Origin of the sequence: Affinundibacterium nitidum (assembly GCF_014284155.1) — a bacterium.
In the GTDB taxonomy this organism is placed as follows: Bacteria; Pseudomonadota; Gammaproteobacteria; order Burkholderiales; family Burkholderiaceae_D; genus Undibacterium; species Undibacterium nitidum.
On sequence record NZ_JACOFZ010000013.1, the window covers coordinates 14,100 to 30,029 of the forward strand.

Below are 15,930 nucleotides of genomic sequence, written 5' to 3' on the forward strand. Positions count from 1 at the left end.
ACATGAATCTGATCGAAAAAGCGAGCGTTCAAAGCTTCCACCGCCAACGCTTACAGGGATCCACTACACAAGCCTTGGGCTATCGCGATGAGTCTAGTCAAAAACTACGTTTTGAAGCGCTCCTATATTGGGGAGATCTTAGCAACAGCAGTATTCTCGATCTCGGTTGCGGCTATGGCGATTTACGACCATTTTTATGCGATCACTTCAGCGACACTATCTATCTCGGGGTCGACTTTCTAAAAGAATTTATTGAAGCAGCAACGCAGACTTACGGGCACTTACCCAATACCCAGTTCTTTCAGAGTGATTTTCTGACCGCAGGCTTGCCTGAGGTCGATTTTGTCATTGCCTCCGGTAGTCTCAACTATAGAAGTGAGAACCAACTTCATCCATGGCAGAGCATCACTCGAATGTGGGAGATCGCCAATAAAGGCGTGATTTTCAATTTATTGGATGCGAACTCTTTTAGGCCCACATCGCTGCTGACGGGATATATGCCTGAGCAAGTGCTGGATTTTGCAAAGCAGCTCGACCCGCATGCAGAAATCCGTCACGACTACCTGCCCGACGACTTCACCATCTACATGCGGAAATAGACCGCGTGCGCCTTTAGAAGACTCTCCCGCGCTTCAATCTACGCCACCCACATTCGTCATTCATATCGTTAAGTGGTATTAACTGAATTTTCCCTCTTTGCGGATAGGCTCAGTGCTATGAGGTCATCACCTGGTCACATGACTCCACTTAAATAAAGCATAGCGTTCACTGTCTTTCATAAGTTGAAGCTTACATATAAAAAACACCATTTACATGTAAAAATGTGAATTTCGTGTACTTTGAATATATTTAAACAGTAGATGCATGCTGTTACTAGCAATGTTAAATTTTTCTATAGGATCTTTAACACATTAAGAGCACATAGAAAAGGCATATCATCAGCCTGTTGCAAATCGACCAAAGTAAAATTTGTTTATAACTTAACTTACTTGCTAATGTAGTAAACTAATTTCAATAGTACTTATCACTAGATAAAAACAGTAAAAAATCGTTCTACTGGTATTCCAATCGTACAAGCTGTAGAAATTTACTCGGGGTGAATAGTGATCAACGCGGCCATCAGCCATCTTGCAAACCAGCTTAACCAGCAATTCAGGAACAACTTCCATTTGGTTGAAGATGTGGCGGTGGTTTCTAATTTGGTCGAGCTTGATGGTACGCCAGCCCCGAATGCCAATAACAAACTTGTTCTAACTCTGGTCAACATCGAAAAAGATACGATGCCCCACAGACCTGGCAACGGTCGCCGCAACGTCAGTGATGCTTTCCTCGTTCAAAGTAGCCCCTTATTCCTGAATCTATACGTAATGTTGTCCGCCAATTTCGGTGCGGACAACTACCCCGGTGCCCTTCGCACATTGTCACAGGCGATCAGTTTCTTTCAACAGCAACCAGTCTTTGATCGACAAAGTAGCCCCGGCTTAGACCCAAAAATAGATAAGCTCATTTTGGATATGGAGAACCTGAATATTCCTGATTTGAATAATTTGTGGAGCTTAATGGGGGGCAAATATCTACCTTCGGCTTACTACAAGGTCCGAATGATTACCGTCGATGCGAGAGCAATTGTGGGTCAAGCCCCAATGATCTCGGCACCGGAACAAGGTCTTGGGCGGTAGCTGATCAATGGCACGATACTTGCCACTGTTTGCACTTCATATCGATCACGAATTTTTTGGTGATGGAGAAAATGCGCAGGTCTTCACGCCTCAAATAGAAGCGAGTAAAGCTTGCGCCGCGAAGATGGAGAAAGAGAGTTTACTGGTACGCACTGTAACGGGTGGCATTGAAGTGTGGCAAGAACAACTCGAATGGCGTGATACAAGCGAAGTATTTGACTTTGAATTTCTGGTCAGTTCGTCAGATCCAAACATCGACACCTACACCGCTTGGGATATCGCTAAACCGATTTGTTATCAGCTTGTGCAACAAAATGCAGAGCAAACTATTTCCAGTTTCGTCGCCAAAAGCGCAGAAACCGAAGACTTCGGTTTAAGTAGTTTTGAACGTCAGCGTCGCCCGATTTTGTTCTCGGTAAAGCTACCACACGCGCTGACACCGAGCACTGTTGGAGATGTAAAGAAATATCAGATTCAGTTGCGCAGTAAGCATATGCATTGGAAATATTACTTTTCTGGTGCGTTAGCAAAGAAGAAGTTAGAAATTGTTGATCTCGATGCAAACTCAGAATCGGATTATCGTTTTATTCCGAGTCGACAGGTCGTAATTGAGAACAGCCTTGCTTTTGTTTCAGAGGTAAAGCTACCAATGAGAAGCATACCGCCACAACGCTTTCAGCTGCGTGAAGAGGATGCCAATGGCAGAGTTTTAATGAGGCGGTTGCCAAACGCTAGCATTGACAAAATTGGCAAAGAGAAGGGTCCGGACGGGCAGTCACTGGTCGTTGCGGAAATTTATATTCATCAATAATTTTCAAAGGAACACATATGGCTGGCGCGTATAAAACCCCCGGTGTCTATATCGTTGAAAAGAATGCCTTCCCGAATTCGGTTGTTGAAGTAGCGACCGCGGTTCCGGCATTTGTGGGTTACACCAAAATTGCCGATAACAAAGGCACGTCTTTGCACGAAAAACCATGGCGCATTACTTCTTTATCAGAGTTCAAAAACTATTTTGGAGAAGAGCCGGACGACAAATTTGAGATCGCAGAGAAAGCTGATAAAGAACATGCTGATTTCAAATCTGGCGAAAAGGAATATGTGCTTAAGCGCCCGAACGGTAAAGCTGACACCAAACGCTATTACCTCTATCGCGCGATGCAATTATTCTTCCAAAATGGTGGTGGCCCATGCTACATCGTTTCTATTGGAACTTACAGTGACCAAGGCGTCGAGCGCAAACCACTCGAAAAAGGTATCGATATGCTCTTGAAGGAGCAAGAACCAACGATGGTAGTGATTCCTGACGCCGTAGCACTAGAAGAAGGCGATTGCATCGGCGTACAACAGTACTCGCTAAAACACTGCGGCTACCAGATGAAGAACCGTTTCGCCATTTTGGATATTCACAATGGATTCAAGGAACGTTCAGACAACGACCCGGTCGCCGCTTTCCGAGGCGACCTTGGCACGAATTTCTTGAACTACTCTGCGGCATACTATCCTTGGTTGAATACATCGATCGTACAAACTACGGACCTCGGCTTCTCTAGTTTTGTTGACGTTTCGAAAGTCAGCGAATTGTTGTTAGCAGAAGCTGGTGGCGAGAATGCGCCACAGGATTTGAAAGACATCTTGGCTCAAGTTGGCAAAGCCGACCGCGATCCAAAAGCAAAGACCTACTTATCTGACGATGAGTTACACAAAATATTGTTCTCTGTCTGCCCAACTTATTCCAAAATGTTATTGGCAATCAAGAACAAACTCAACCTCTTGCCGCCAGCAGCAGCGATGGCAGGCGTGTACACGATGGTCGACAATGCACGCGGCGTATGGAAAGCACCAGCCAACGTTAGCTTGGCTTCCGTAATTTCTCCCGCGGTCAATATCACACACGACGAACAAGAAGACCTGAACGTCACTACAGCTGGTAAATCGATCAATGCGATCCGCAGCTTCATCGGCGAAGGCACTTTAGTCTGGGGCGCTCGTACACTCGATGGTAACAGCCTCGACTGGCGTTACATCAACGTACGTCGCACTATGATCATGCTCGAAGAATCTCTGCGTTTGGCAACGAAAGCGTATGTGTTTGAACCAAACGTCAGCAGCACTTGGGTAACTGTGAAGAGTATGGCTAGCAACTTCTTGACGAGCATCTGGAAGCGCGGTGGTTTAGCTGGAGCGAGCCCAGAAGATGCATTTAGCGTCAGCTGTGGTTTGGGTGAAACGATGACGGCTGAAGATATTCTCGAAGGCTACATGCGCGTCACTATTTTGGTTGCTTTGAGCCGCCCAGCGGAATTCATTGAAATCACGTTCCAACAACAAATGCAGAAGTCATAATCCGGCGCTGACGGTGTCAGCCTATAGGCAAAGACACTTTGTTCCGACAATTTTTAACTTATTTATTTTAGAAGAGGTTTGTTATGGCAGATGACGGCTCAGCACAATCAAGCAACGTATGGCCTTTACCGAAGTTTTACTTCCGCGTGAAGTGGGACGCCAACGAAATGTCTTTCCAAGAAGTTTCGGGTCTCGATATTCAATCTGAAGAGATCAAATATCGTCATGGTAATAGCCCTGTTTTCTCAGTGATCAAAATGCCTGGTATGAAAAAGTACGGCAATATCACAATGAAAAAAGGTGTATTCAAAGGCGACAATAAGTTCTGGGATTGGCTCAACCAGATCAAGATGAACACCATCAAACGTGTGCCTGTCACCATTAGTTTGCTTGACGAGCAAGGCAACGACACGATGGTATGGACTTTGACCAACGCATGGCCAACCAAAATTTCAAGTACAGACTTGAAATCTGAAGGCAATGAAGTCGCGATTGAGTCCATCGAAATCGTGCATGAAGGTTTAACGATCGACAATAAATAATCAACACAATGAGTGGTGAATATTTTGAGGGGGGTTATCCCCCTCCTGCGTTTTACTTTACCGTCACTTTTGGTGACGGCATGAAAGTGCCAGATGCTTCGTTCAGCGAAGTATCTGGCATTGGCATCGAAATGGAAACGGAATCGGTGGTCGAGGGCGGTGAGAATCGCTTCGTCCACCAACTTCCTAAAAGCATTAAACACCCGAATCTGGAATTGAAGCGTGGTATCTCTACACTCAATTCACCGCTGGTGAAATGGTGTAAAGAGACCTTAGAAGGTGCTTTCATTAAAGCCATCGTTCCGCAAACAATTATTGTGAAACTCAATGGCGCTGAGGGCGAAGTTTTAAGGGCCTGGGCCTTCGTCGATGCTTATCCGATCAAGTGGGATGTAGAAGGATTCAACGCCACTAAAAATGAAGTGGCGATAGAAAAAATGACGTTTGCATACACGTATTCGAAACGTAGTAAGTAGGTTATAGCCATGGCGATCGAGATCAAAGAACTTATCATCAAGACCAATATCGTAAGCCGCCCCGCGACATCGGAAGGCGAGACTTTGCTTGATCAACAGGCAATCAAAGAAGAAATTTTGGCTCAATGTAAGCAGATGGTACAAACCATGCTTCGTGAACGGCGGGAGCGTTAATCGTGTCCGGTCAAAAGACTCTACTGAAAATTTCAGGCTGCAGTGTTGCCAAAAATGGGGCAATCAGCGTCGACGCTTCACGTCCAGTATTTCAAGCCTTGATGAATCCCAGCGGATACGGCCATGACTTCTCGATCAAATACGCTAAAAATCAAGCCCTAGGTCAAGCAGGAAATGAATCAAAATTCCATGCCAGTCAACCAGAAAAACTGAGTTTGAAAGAACTGGTGCTTGATGGTACTGGCGTGGTGCCTGGCACGACCAAAACGGTCAAACAACAGGTTGAAGAATTACGCAACGCCGTATATACCTACGTCGGCACAAAACATGAAGCCCCTATTGTGCAGGTCGTGTGGGGTAGCTTGATTTTTTATGGCCGTGTTGAGGGGCTCAAATTTGACTACACACTATTCAAGCCCAATGGTGAACCGCTACGCGCCAAGATATCTCTTAATTTCGTTGAATACACCAGCGCCGCTGAAATCGTCAAGGAAGAGAGCCGAAGTTCTCCAGACCTGACTCATCTAGTTGTTGTGAAAGCGGGAGATACCCTGCCCTTACTCTGCGATCGCATCTATCGCGATAGCAACTACTATATGGAAGTGGCACGTATCAATGGCCTAAGTTCTTTCCGTCATCTTGAACTCGGCATGACACTGCGCTTCCCACCTTTAGCCTAACCGAATAAGAAAAATAAAATGGCAATCTCTCCTCTAAACGATAGTTCTGGCGTATTAAGTTTCACAGTCACCTGTGATGGCTCACCTATGCCCGATATCGTTCAGGTCGTCTCTATCGAAACCGTTCATAGTTTTAACCGCATTCCCAGTGCCATCATTACGCTACTCGATGGTGATATGCCGAACGGAGAATTCCCAGTTGCTGACACTGGCAATTTCAAGCCTGGGGTAAAGGTGGTGATTAGTGCGGGTTACGATAGCGTCGTGACGCCTATCTTTACTGGCGTGGTGATTAAACACTCAGTCAAAATCACTGGCGATAATTACGCTCGGTTAGTGATCGAGTGCCGAGATCCTGCCTTAGCCATGACCGTAGGACGGAAAAATGCGAACTATGTTGATAAGAAAGATAGCGACATCATTACCAGCATTATCGGCACCTACTCCGGACTCACTGCTAACGTCACTGCAACGACCGTGACTTACAAGGAGCTTGTCCAATATTACGCCACGGATTGGGATTACGTAATGGCACGAGCTGAGATTAATGGCTTCTTGGTGAATATCGATGCAGGGACAGTCAATGTTAAAGCACCTGATACGAGTGGCAGCCCAGTGTTGACCCTCACCTATGGTAAAGATCTCATGGAGTTTCATGCCGATCTCGATGCTCGTTGGCAGCTAAGCTCAGTTTCCAGCACCAGTTGGGACCTGACTACTTTAAAAACGGTGGAAGCGAGTGCTGCCAGTATGCCGCTGACTGGACAAGGTGATATTAATTCAAGTACCTTAGCCCAAGTATTAGGCCTAAGCCAATTCGGGCTGCAAACAGCCGCACCACTAGAAATGGGTGCCCTGACAGCTTGGAGTAAAGCACAGCAGTTGAAAGCAGCGCTCTCGCGCATTCAAGGGCGCATGCAATTCCAGGGTAGCGCGTTAGCAAAACCTGGCGCCATTCTCGAACTCGCAGCGGTTGGCAAACACTTTAACGGTAACGTCATCGCCAGCCAAGTCACACATAAAATCCAAGATGGTAACTGGACGACTGAAGTCGAATTCGGCATGCCAAGCTATTGGTTCACTGAAGAGCACGCACTACAAGCGCCCGAAGCAGCTGGCGTCACCGCAGGGATTAACGGCTTACACATTGGTATCGTGTTGAAACTCGATGCTGATCCCGAGGGGCAATACAAAATCAAGGTCGAAGTGCCTTTAATGAAAGCAGAGACAGTAGGCGTATGGGCGCGCCTGGCAAATTTCTATGCATCTTCTAGCTTTGGCAGCTTCATCATTCCTGAGATTGGCGATGAAGTTGTGCTCGGTTTCTTCAACAACGATCCTTCCTGTCCAGTCATTTTGGGTAGCTTGTATAGCAGCAAGCATTCGCCGGCCTATGAACTCACGGCTGAGAACAATATTAAAGCGCTAGTCACGCGTAGCAAGCTCAAAATGGAATACGACGATGGGAAGAAAATCATCACATTGATCACGCCTGCCAACAATAAAATTGTGATCAGTGATCAGGACAAGTCGATTCTCTTACAGGATCAGAACAATAATAAGGTCGAATTGAGCCCCTCTGGTATTTTGCTAGACAGCCCCAAAGACATCACTATCAAAGCCATGGGCAAAGTGGCCATCACAGCGACACAGAATGTTGAGGTCACAGCACAGATGGACGTCAAAACGACAGGGCTCAATATTACCAACACCGCCAATGTCGGCTTTACCGCCAAGGGAACCGCTACAGCCGAGCTGTCTGCCGCTGGGCAAACAACGGTAAAAGGCGCCATGGTCATGATTAACTAAGCGAGCGTATCGATGCCACCTGCTTCCCGAATCACTGACATGCACGTTTGCCCTATGGTCACGCCAGGCTTACCACCGATCCCGCACGTCGGCGGCCCGATCTCTGGTCCTTGCGTACCAAACGTACTGATCGGTAGTTTACCTGCGGCAGTGCTCGGCGACATGTGTGTTTGTGTTGGCCCTCCCGATAGCATAGTCAAAGGCAGTGCGACCGTATTAATTGGCGGTAAACCAGCGGCACGCATCGGAGATACCACGGCACATGGTGGCAATATCGTATTGGGTTTCCCCACTGTCATGATTGGTGGTTGATTGAGATTGAACAAGGACGTAATTTAGGTGGATAAAGATATTTCATTTCTCGGCACAGGTTGGAGCTTTCCGCCTGAGTTTAGCAAGCGAGGCACCGTGCAGATGGTCAGCGCTGGGGAGGATATTCACCAAAGTCTAGGTATCATCCTCGCGACCAACCTTGGTGAACGCGTGATGCAACCGAGTTTTGGGTGTGGCATCAAAAGTCAGGTCTATGAAAATATCAACGAAAGCACAATGACTGTCTTAAAGGATTTGATCAGTCGTGCGATTCTATTTTACGAACCTAGGGTGAAATTAGAAGCAATTAATATGGACACTTCGTCTGCCTATGAAGGCAGACTCGACTTTCATATCATCTACAATATCATCGCCACCAATACGCGACACAACATCGTCTACCCTTACTATTTGCGTGAGGGTACCGATGTTCAAATTTAGATCGGTAACAGGATCAACATGAAGTCGCAATGGATGATCAGTGATGGCCTCGCACAACATCAACGGCAATTACCTGCCCTGAGTGGGGACTACTTTCAGCTCGACGAATTACGCTTTGAACAATTGCTGACACTGGCGAATGAATACGCCCGCCTGATGCATTTCCATCAGTTAGATCTCAGCATTGAAGGAAACTGGCAACAGTTCTTCAGCGCCGACGAAAGTATTTTAATGGCGACGATACTGGCGCTAGATACGCAAAAATTAACTGAACGTTTTGAAAAAAGACTGTCGACTCAACCCAATTATCGTGACTGGTTCCGTGACGATATCGTGCGCAAGATCGACCTTTCTTACCGTGATCAAATTGACTCACCATTGATGATTTTGCGGCTACTTGATCAATGGCTGCGCGCGCTCTCTACGCAGCAAAGTGCAGTAGCATTAGAATTAAGAAAACTCCTTGAAGGCATTTTGCGTGGACTGAAATGGGAGGTGCAGGCCCTCTGCGACGCAACGCCTCGCTTACTGCAGCCCTATACACAAAGATTATGCAGCACTAGCTTTAATGCCTTGGTCGATTGGCCACTACCGCGCGCCGCCGACCCTGCAAAGAAAACAGATGATAGGCAAGAACAAGTACTTCACGGCGATGCAAAAAGTTTTCGGCATAGCGAAGTAAGGCACAATTTTCATACCCTGAATCAAGCCATACGGATACTTCAGAAAGGTGTAACACAATTATTACCAAGCTCCCTAACCAGTGGCAAACATGATCCTGCGATCAGCTTATTACTGGGTTTCGCACAGATGTATCAAGGACTGCAAAGACGTCTAAATCGTTTCGCTGATAAGCATATCGATTTCTATTACCAGGACGTGCTTGGAATGCAGCAGAAAGCTCAACAAGCCGATAGCGCGTATCTCGTGATGCAGACCAGCCCAAATGCTCGGCAAGTGCTGGTCAACAAGGGGGCTGAATTTGTCGCTGGGCTCGACACGGATCTCAAAGAAATCATCTACACAGCCGATGAAAATGCTCAATTGAATAATGCCCGGGTCAGTTCTTTACACACTATTTATTTTCATCGACACCATCAAGAAACACGCTTACTCCGTACGCAAGCCGGGTATTACCACCAGATTGAAGTCTTACCTGATAACGCGGAAGCAGGCGCCCACGAAAAACTACCCCCTGTACCGCTGATGGGTGCGCCAAAACCGGGCGAACACTTACCTGCGGTGAGTGCAGCGCGCTTTGGCTTTGCCATCGCCAGCCACACCTTGCTGATGCAAGAGGGTGAACGTCATATCAAGTTGATGCTCAAGTTGCGTCACAATACCCGCTACACCATAGAAAGTAGCTTAAAAGAAATCGCTGAACAATTACAGCAAAAACATAAAGGCGAACGCGATCAAGCCTCGGCATTACGTCTGAGCGATGTCTTCGTCAAGCTCATGCGCTCTATGTTTAAGGTTTCGATTACCACCGCCACAGGGTGGTTAGTCGTTCCTGAATATAGGCCGGAGTACCGCGGTCTGAACCCTGAATTGGTCGAAAATTGTTTAGCTATTCACATTGTTTTGCCGGCGAGCGCGCCTGCAATTGTCGGTTTCGATGCAAAGCTTCATGGTCAAGACTTTCAAACGCAAACACCTGTGTTGCTGTTCGAGATGAATCGCAACGAGTATGCCTATCCGTATGAAGTTCTGACGCATTGGCTGCTTGAAGAAGTCGATCTCGAAGTTGAAGTCAAGTCTTGTCGACAATTGGTTTTGCATAATCAAATTGGTCAAGTTAGCGCCCTCGCCCCGTTCACACCATTTGGCCCATTACCCGATCTGAGCTCGTACTTAATCCTTGGCTGTGAAGAGGTATTGGGTAAACAATTGCGCGACGCCTCAATCGATATCGAATGGGCCGGCCTACCAAACAGTTTGGGCGGTTTTCCTGAATACTATCGCGGCTACACTGAGCCACTCAGAGCGGATGCGGTGAAAGTAAAGCTATCGGTGCTGGTCGATGGTAAATGGAGCAAGACCAGCGCCAATCTGCCGCTATTTGCCTACGAAAATAAGGAAGATGGTAGTCCAAGCAATCAAGTGATGCAGGAAAACCGTATCTCTTTGTCCAGTGTGATCTCCTTGTACAAACCGACACGTGCTTCTCACTTACCGCAAGACGGCCTGAAGTTCAGTTATACCTCTGGCACTATGAATGGGATGTTCAAATTGAGCTTAGATGAACCAGTGGGCGCCTTTGGTCATCAAGAATTTCCCCAGCTGCTCACCCGTGTACTGACGCAAAACGCGCAAAAGAAGAAAGTCGGTTTAATGACGCCGCAACCGAATCCACCTTACACGCCACAGATTAGTCGTATCGTCTTCAACTATAAAGCTTACTCCACCATCAATTTCGACCAGACTCGAGCTGACGCCAATACAGAATCCAACGAACAGTTTTTGCATTTGCATCCCATGGGGACAAAGGTCATGCGCGCCAGCGAAAGCAAAATGATTCCTTTGGTGGCGCACTATCCTGCTGCTGGCAATCTTATGATAGGACTACAAGGAGATAAGCTTGGAGGTCCCCTAAGCTTGTACTTCTATCTGCGCGAAGATTCGCTCCCTATGAATAAAGCCGCACCCACAGGACTGCAGTGGTGGTATTTGAGTTCGAATCGCTGGAAGCGCCTACAACAGGCCAACATCCTTGATGATTCCACCCATAGTTTTATGACCAGTGGCATCGTGCAGCTTAACCTGCCCGACGATATCAATAAGGAACACACTGTAATGCCATCTGATCAGTTTTGGATTGGCGTTACGGCTGAGCGCGGCATCGAACGTTTCTGCAGCTTGTATGGGGTTTTTGCACAAGCAATCAAAGTAAGTTGGTCCACTCATGAGGGGCAAAAACCAGAGCCCGTGTTACCTGCTCTCAGCATATCGCGAAGCCGCAGTCCGATCGCAGGGTTAAACGGTGTACTCCAAGTTCGCAGTAGCTTTAATGGCAAAGTAGCGGAGAGCAAAACGCAATTTCGTACTCGGGCCAGTGAACGTTTACGCCACAAGAATCGAGCGTTGACGGCAAAAGACTACGAAGCACTAATTCTTGAACAATTTCCGCAAGTATACAAAGTCAAATGCTTTTCGCATCTGACTTCGGAACAGAATCCGCAACACCGCATTCAACCAGGACATTTGTTGATCGTACCAGTCCCCCACCTGAACCAAGGTGGGCATGGCAATCAAAAACCTAACCTGAGTGGACATCTGATTCACGAGATTCAACAATATATACAGCAATTTGCTGCTGCCGATGTCAGTATTAGCGTCGAGAATCCGGTCTACGAAGAAGTTCAAGTACGTTGTACGGTGAAATTGAAAACGCCATTTGGTGCGGCTCGTATCAATAGTCAAATGAGCGGCCGCTATATCGAGCAGATCAACCAAGCTATATGCGAATATTTATCACCATGGAATCAACGGGGCTTAAATCATCACTTTGGTTGGTCCGTGCAACAACATAACGTCGTCTCTTTCCTACATGACCTCGATTACATCGAAGAAGTCACGGGCGTTTCTCTGTTGCAGGTATCGCCATTAGGTGACGTCAGCGATTTGCGCTTCGTACTGAACGACAATGCGAAAGCAGATCGTTTGCAGAAAGATTTATCACCCAGTTATCCATGGAGTATTGCTGTTCCTATGCAAGAGCATTGGATCGTTGTCGCCGACCAGTTTGAGCAAAAACCGGCGAAGGCAATTGGCATTAACGAACTCAAAGTCGGCTCTACTTTCATTATTCCGGCAAGGAAACCAACATGACCAGACGTACTCGCCATATGCTGCAAGAACAATTTCAGCACGGCAAAATGCCGACTGAAGAAGATTTCTCAGATCTCATTGAATCCATGTTAAACATGCTCGATGAAGGCTTTGATAAAACACCGGAAGCGGGTTTCAAGGTGGCGCAACTTCGCGATGGTAAGCTGATGAGTTTTTACAAGGATATCAATATCGGTAATCCCTTGTGGTCCATGGGCTTGGACAAAACCAACGACAACCTCAACCTGTTAGATGGCCGTAATCAAGCACTACTTACTTTGTCGAGCAGCACCGGCCCCGATGGCATACATCGCAGTGCGGTTGGGATCCGTCAAAATCAACCACAACACGAACTTGATGTTGCCGGATGTATTGCCTCTTACGCACGTGTAGGACGTCAAGGAGAGCTCGCCATCCCTGCTGATGGCAACTGGTATGACATCACCGAAAATATGACAGGCTGCCAAGCTTGGGAAGTGATGGCTGGGGTCGGCGCCAAAGACAGTGAAGGTCGCTACGCCCTTACCCATGCATTCGTCATGAACGTATTTAATGGCAACAGCAGTATCGACTACCACCAAGCCTATTTTGGAAATAAATGTAGCCGCATTGAGTTACGTTGGGTCTCTGACGATGAAGACAAGCCTTTCGAATTTAAACTGCAAATGCGCGTCGGTTGTAGCTACGGTGACGACGTCTGGATCAAGTATCACATGACACAGTTATGGCTCGATACCTTGATGTTAGAGAGCGATCAAAAACCTTTGCGCCAACCAAATCCACAATACGATGCTAAAGGTAAAGTGAAAAAATAAAATGGCGTTCCAAGAGATAGCATTACAACTGAGTCTGAATCAAGGCAACCTCATCTTGGAGGCCTTGGCTGAACGCCCATTTAAGCAAGTATTCGAACTAATTGGGCAGCTCAACCAACAAGCGTCAGCACAATTTGATGCGCACGCGACAGCTGAAGCCATGGGCGTATTTGTGATCAGTGCTGGGCAACTACGATTAATCATCGAAGCGCTAGGTGAACTTCCTTACAACCGCGTCGCCCGTCTGCTGCAACAACTGCATCAACAACTGCAAGAGGCGCACGAACGTGTCTAAGGTCGATCACATCAAACGTCTTCAGGCCGATCCTGACGGGCTCGACTTTGATGGTTTGCGTCGTCAAGGCATAGAATTATTGCAGGCACTTTCGAGCGGGCGCTGGACTGACTACAACCTACATGATCCAGGTGTAACTTTACTCGAGCTCTTATGCTACGGCTTGACCGACCTCGTGTATCGAACCGATTTTTCAGTGGCTGACTTTCTCACCGGCACTGACGGCTACATTGACTATCACGCACAAGCGCTGTACCCACCGCAAGAAGTTTTCCCGAACCAACCTGTAACCGATCTGGACTTTTGTAAGCTCATCTATGACCGCCTGCCTTCCGTAGAGGATGTATGGGTACACACCCATAATGAAGACCATAGCGTTCGCGGCCTACTTAGTGTCTTCATTAAGCCTCACGAATCCTTATTTAAACACAGCGATACAGAGCTACAACAGTTCCATGAAAAGCTACGTCAAGATGTGTTTAGTTTGCTATCAGCACAACGTAACCTGTGCCGCGATATCGCTCAAATTCAAATAGTTCAGCCGCAGGCCTACACCCTCGGAGGAGAAGTCGAGATTGATGATAGTCGACCGCGTGCTGAAATTTATGCAGATATCTACTTTCGCTGTGCAAAATTGATTAGCTCGGGTAGCCAAATTACGCGTTTCGAGGATATGCGTCGACAAGGTATGTCATGGGAAGAAATTTTAACTGGGCCACTCACGACACATGGTTATATTGATGAACGTAGCTTTTTGCAGGAGAGCTATGACATTGACGTCGTCAAACTCATCACCCTGATACGCCATATTCCCGGTGTCAAGAATGTACACTCGCTGCACCTCATCGATGAGCAAGGTGCAGTACACGAACACTTGGAATTTGATCATCATGATGCAAATTGCCCTGTTTTACACTTTATTAAAACACCAGAGAAAATTCTCGATCTACGACTCCAACATAGTCGCGGCAATAGCGTCAACGAAAAGAATGTCACCGAACAATTAGACCACGCGCTATCAGCCAAATCACAGCGAGAAGTTCTCGCCTTCGGAGAACAAGTCGCGTTATTTTTGAAAAAGCATGAATTTTCACATGATGCTTTCCGTCGCAACCAAGGCGACATCAGCGATATTGTGACACTACCGCAAGGACAGCATCGAGAGTTCAATCATTACACCTCGCTTGGAGAAAATCTTCCTGCGATTTATGGCATTAACCATTTCGGCGTGCCACGCTCAGAGCCAGATGAGGTACATGCAAAAGCCAAACAGCTAAAAGCCTATTTGTATCCGTTTGAACAAATCATGGCGAACTATCTGCACTCATTGCAGCATGCGAGAGATCTGTATTCAATCGACCCTGAACTTGACCGCACCTACTTTGCACGCTTTTTAACGGACAAACAGATTTCGAACATCGCGCCTTTGTATGCAACTCACGCTGACCAACAAGAAGTCGATGCGATCTTACGAGAACAAGATCATTTTGAACAACGTCGTAACCGAGTACTTGATAGCCTTTTGGGTCTATATGGTGAAGTTTTCCCTGAAATAGAACTTCGTAGGCATGATTACTATCACGCTGACCAAATCGAACAGCATTTGATCGACTGCAAAATTCAACTGTTACAGCACCTGTGTGAATTGAGTGCTGGCCGAGGGAGTGGAAGAAATTTGCAACTGGCGAGCTCGCATCTGTCTCGTCTAGAGCAACGCATCCGCATTCTGATAGGCAGTTATTCTGATGCCGTATCGAGCTCCCTGGTCACTCCCTTGCAAGGTCAAATCAAGCATGTGAGTAATACTCGCTATCACGAGCGCTTGCTCAAACAAATTAACGTTCCGAGCGATTTAAGCTTAGATAAATTGGAGTTGATCGCGCAGACCCGAGAGATGCAAAAAATTCATGACTTTAGACTGCCACATGGACAACTATGCGACTCACTGCTGCAAAACGGGATAACAAGAGAGAACTACCGTATGTTCCGCACCAGCGAGCAACATGCTTGGGTTTGCTTGGTCAATAAAGATGAAGAAGTTTGGCCATTCGCGTTACTGCCTATCGAAGAAATAAGCGACTATGTACAGCAGATGATTGATGCCATCGCTAACGTGTCGCTAGCATGCGAGGGTCTGCATGTATTGGAGCATATCCTGTTGCGCCCGCGCCAAGCACAAACTGACAAGCCGTTAGACAGAGCTATCAGCCATGATTTCTATACGCATAGAGTCAGTATCATTCTGCCTGCTTACACTGCCCGCTTTGCAGATCTCAAAGCGCGTTTTTGGATCGAGAGTCTCATCTCAGAACAATTGCCAGCGCATATTTTGCCTGACTTCTATTGGTTAGATTTCCCTTTCCTTGCTCAATTTGAAGTACGCCAAGAGAAATGGTTGGGCCAAATGCGCGCGTTCGCTGAAGGAAATTATAGTGGTGACGCCAGCGCTCTCGATCAAAGTTCCTTAGAGCTGATCGAATTTCTAAAGAAAAACCGCCATCCACAGTCGTCACGATACTGGATCTAAAAG

Annotated in this window: 15 protein-coding genes; all 15 read left to right on the forward strand. The window is 46.9% G+C overall.

Annotation, left to right across the window (positions count from 1 at the left end):
• Positions 1–2: 2 nt before the first annotated feature.
• The 15 genes from H8K36_RS18190 to H8K36_RS18260 all read left to right on the forward strand — a co-directional run bounded on the left by H8K36_RS18190 (position 3) and on the right by H8K36_RS18260 (position 15,927).
• Complete coding sequence (locus tag H8K36_RS18190; protein WP_186917949.1) at positions 3–599, forward strand: class I SAM-dependent methyltransferase; 597 nt, start codon at positions 3–5, stop codon at positions 597–599.
• 504 nt (positions 600–1,103) lie between these two features.
• A complete protein-coding gene (locus tag H8K36_RS18195) occupies positions 1,104–1,679 on the forward strand; it encodes a Pvc16 family protein (protein ID WP_186917950.1) in 576 nt (191 codons plus the stop codon).
• A 7-nt stretch (positions 1,680–1,686) separates the two neighbouring features.
• Entirely contained in the window at positions 1,687–2,490 is an 804-nt protein-coding gene (locus tag H8K36_RS18200) for a hypothetical protein (protein WP_186917951.1), read from the forward strand.
• 17 nt (positions 2,491–2,507) lie between these two features.
• The gene (locus H8K36_RS18205; RefSeq protein ID WP_186917952.1) at positions 2,508–4,025 is read left to right on the forward strand and encodes a phage tail sheath family protein; all 1,518 of its coding nucleotides are present in this window, start codon (positions 2,508–2,510) and stop codon (positions 4,023–4,025) included.
• A gap of 83 nt (positions 4,026–4,108) precedes the next feature.
• Positions 4,109–4,567 (forward strand): phage tail protein, encoded by a 459-nt coding sequence (locus tag H8K36_RS18210; RefSeq protein WP_186917953.1) that lies wholly within the window; start codon positions 4,109–4,111, stop codon positions 4,565–4,567.
• Between the two features lie 8 nt (positions 4,568–4,575).
• Positions 4,576–5,043 carry a phage tail protein gene (locus H8K36_RS18215; protein ID WP_186917954.1) on the forward strand — a complete coding sequence of 156 codons (468 nt, stop codon included), beginning with the start codon at positions 4,576–4,578 and terminating at the stop codon, positions 5,041–5,043.
• 9 nt (positions 5,044–5,052) lie between these two features.
• A complete protein-coding gene (locus H8K36_RS18220; protein WP_186917955.1) occupies positions 5,053–5,217 on the forward strand; it encodes a DUF5908 family protein in 165 nt (54 codons plus the stop codon).
• 2 nt (positions 5,218–5,219) lie between these two features.
• Positions 5,220–5,897, forward strand: coding sequence for a CIS tube protein (locus H8K36_RS18225; RefSeq protein ID WP_329604243.1), 678 nt, complete (start codon positions 5,220–5,222; stop codon positions 5,895–5,897).
• 18 nt (positions 5,898–5,915) lie between these two features.
• Positions 5,916–7,706, forward strand: a complete 1,791-nt coding sequence (gene vgrG, locus H8K36_RS18230; RefSeq protein ID WP_186917956.1) for a type VI secretion system tip protein VgrG — start codon at positions 5,916–5,918, stop codon at positions 7,704–7,706.
• A 12-nt stretch (positions 7,707–7,718) separates the two neighbouring features.
• Positions 7,719–8,018 carry a PAAR domain-containing protein gene (locus H8K36_RS18235; RefSeq protein ID WP_186917957.1) on the forward strand — a complete coding sequence of 100 codons (300 nt, stop codon included), beginning with the start codon at positions 7,719–7,721 and terminating at the stop codon, positions 8,016–8,018.
• A gap of 27 nt (positions 8,019–8,045) precedes the next feature.
• The gene (locus tag H8K36_RS18240) at positions 8,046–8,459 is read left to right on the forward strand and encodes a GPW/gp25 family protein (protein ID WP_186917958.1); all 414 of its coding nucleotides are present in this window, start codon (positions 8,046–8,048) and stop codon (positions 8,457–8,459) included.
• An 18-nt stretch (positions 8,460–8,477) separates the two neighbouring features.
• Positions 8,478–12,290: a baseplate J/gp47 family protein gene (locus H8K36_RS18245; protein ID WP_186917959.1), complete on the forward strand. Its 3,813-nt coding sequence runs from the start codon at positions 8,478–8,480 to the stop codon at positions 12,288–12,290.
• Positions 12,287–13,105: a hypothetical protein gene (locus H8K36_RS18250; protein ID WP_186917960.1), complete on the forward strand. Its 819-nt coding sequence runs from the start codon at positions 12,287–12,289 to the stop codon at positions 13,103–13,105. The genes H8K36_RS18245 and H8K36_RS18250 overlap by 4 nt, the downstream gene beginning before the upstream one ends.
• 1 nt (position 13,106) lies before the next feature.
• Positions 13,107–13,400 (forward strand): hypothetical protein, encoded by a 294-nt coding sequence (locus H8K36_RS18255; RefSeq protein WP_186917961.1) that lies wholly within the window; start codon positions 13,107–13,109, stop codon positions 13,398–13,400.
• On the forward strand, positions 13,393–15,927 hold the full coding sequence (locus H8K36_RS18260) for a hypothetical protein (protein WP_186917962.1): 2,535 nt from the start codon (positions 13,393–13,395) through the stop codon (positions 15,925–15,927). Before H8K36_RS18255 ends, H8K36_RS18260 begins: the two co-directional genes overlap by 8 nt.
• The last annotated feature ends 3 nt before the right edge of the window (positions 15,928–15,930 follow it).

Excerpts from the sequence above, each read along its gene's own strand:
- H8K36_RS18190 (WP_186917949.1), top strand. The coding sequence starts at position 3 with ATGAATCTGATCGAAAAAGCGAGCGTTCAAAGCTTCCACCGCCAACGC.
- H8K36_RS18200 (WP_186917951.1), top strand. The coding sequence starts at position 1,687 with ATGGCACGATACTTGCCACTGTTTGCACTTCATATCGATCACGAATTT.
- H8K36_RS18205 (WP_186917952.1), top strand. The coding sequence starts at position 2,508 with ATGGCTGGCGCGTATAAAACCCCCGGTGTCTATATCGTTGAAAAGAAT.
- H8K36_RS18210 (WP_186917953.1), top strand. The coding sequence starts at position 4,109 with ATGGCAGATGACGGCTCAGCACAATCAAGCAACGTATGGCCTTTACCG.
- H8K36_RS18215 (WP_186917954.1), top strand. The coding sequence starts at position 4,576 with ATGAGTGGTGAATATTTTGAGGGGGGTTATCCCCCTCCTGCGTTTTAC.
- H8K36_RS18220 (WP_186917955.1), top strand. The coding sequence starts at position 5,053 with ATGGCGATCGAGATCAAAGAACTTATCATCAAGACCAATATCGTAAGC.
- vgrG (WP_186917956.1), top strand. The coding sequence starts at position 5,916 with ATGGCAATCTCTCCTCTAAACGATAGTTCTGGCGTATTAAGTTTCACA.
- H8K36_RS18235 (WP_186917957.1), top strand. The coding sequence starts at position 7,719 with ATGCCACCTGCTTCCCGAATCACTGACATGCACGTTTGCCCTATGGTC.
- H8K36_RS18245 (WP_186917959.1), top strand. The coding sequence starts at position 8,478 with ATGAAGTCGCAATGGATGATCAGTGATGGCCTCGCACAACATCAACGG.
- H8K36_RS18250 (WP_186917960.1), top strand. The coding sequence starts at position 12,287 with ATGACCAGACGTACTCGCCATATGCTGCAAGAACAATTTCAGCACGGC.
- H8K36_RS18255 (WP_186917961.1), top strand. The coding sequence starts at position 13,107 with ATGGCGTTCCAAGAGATAGCATTACAACTGAGTCTGAATCAAGGCAAC.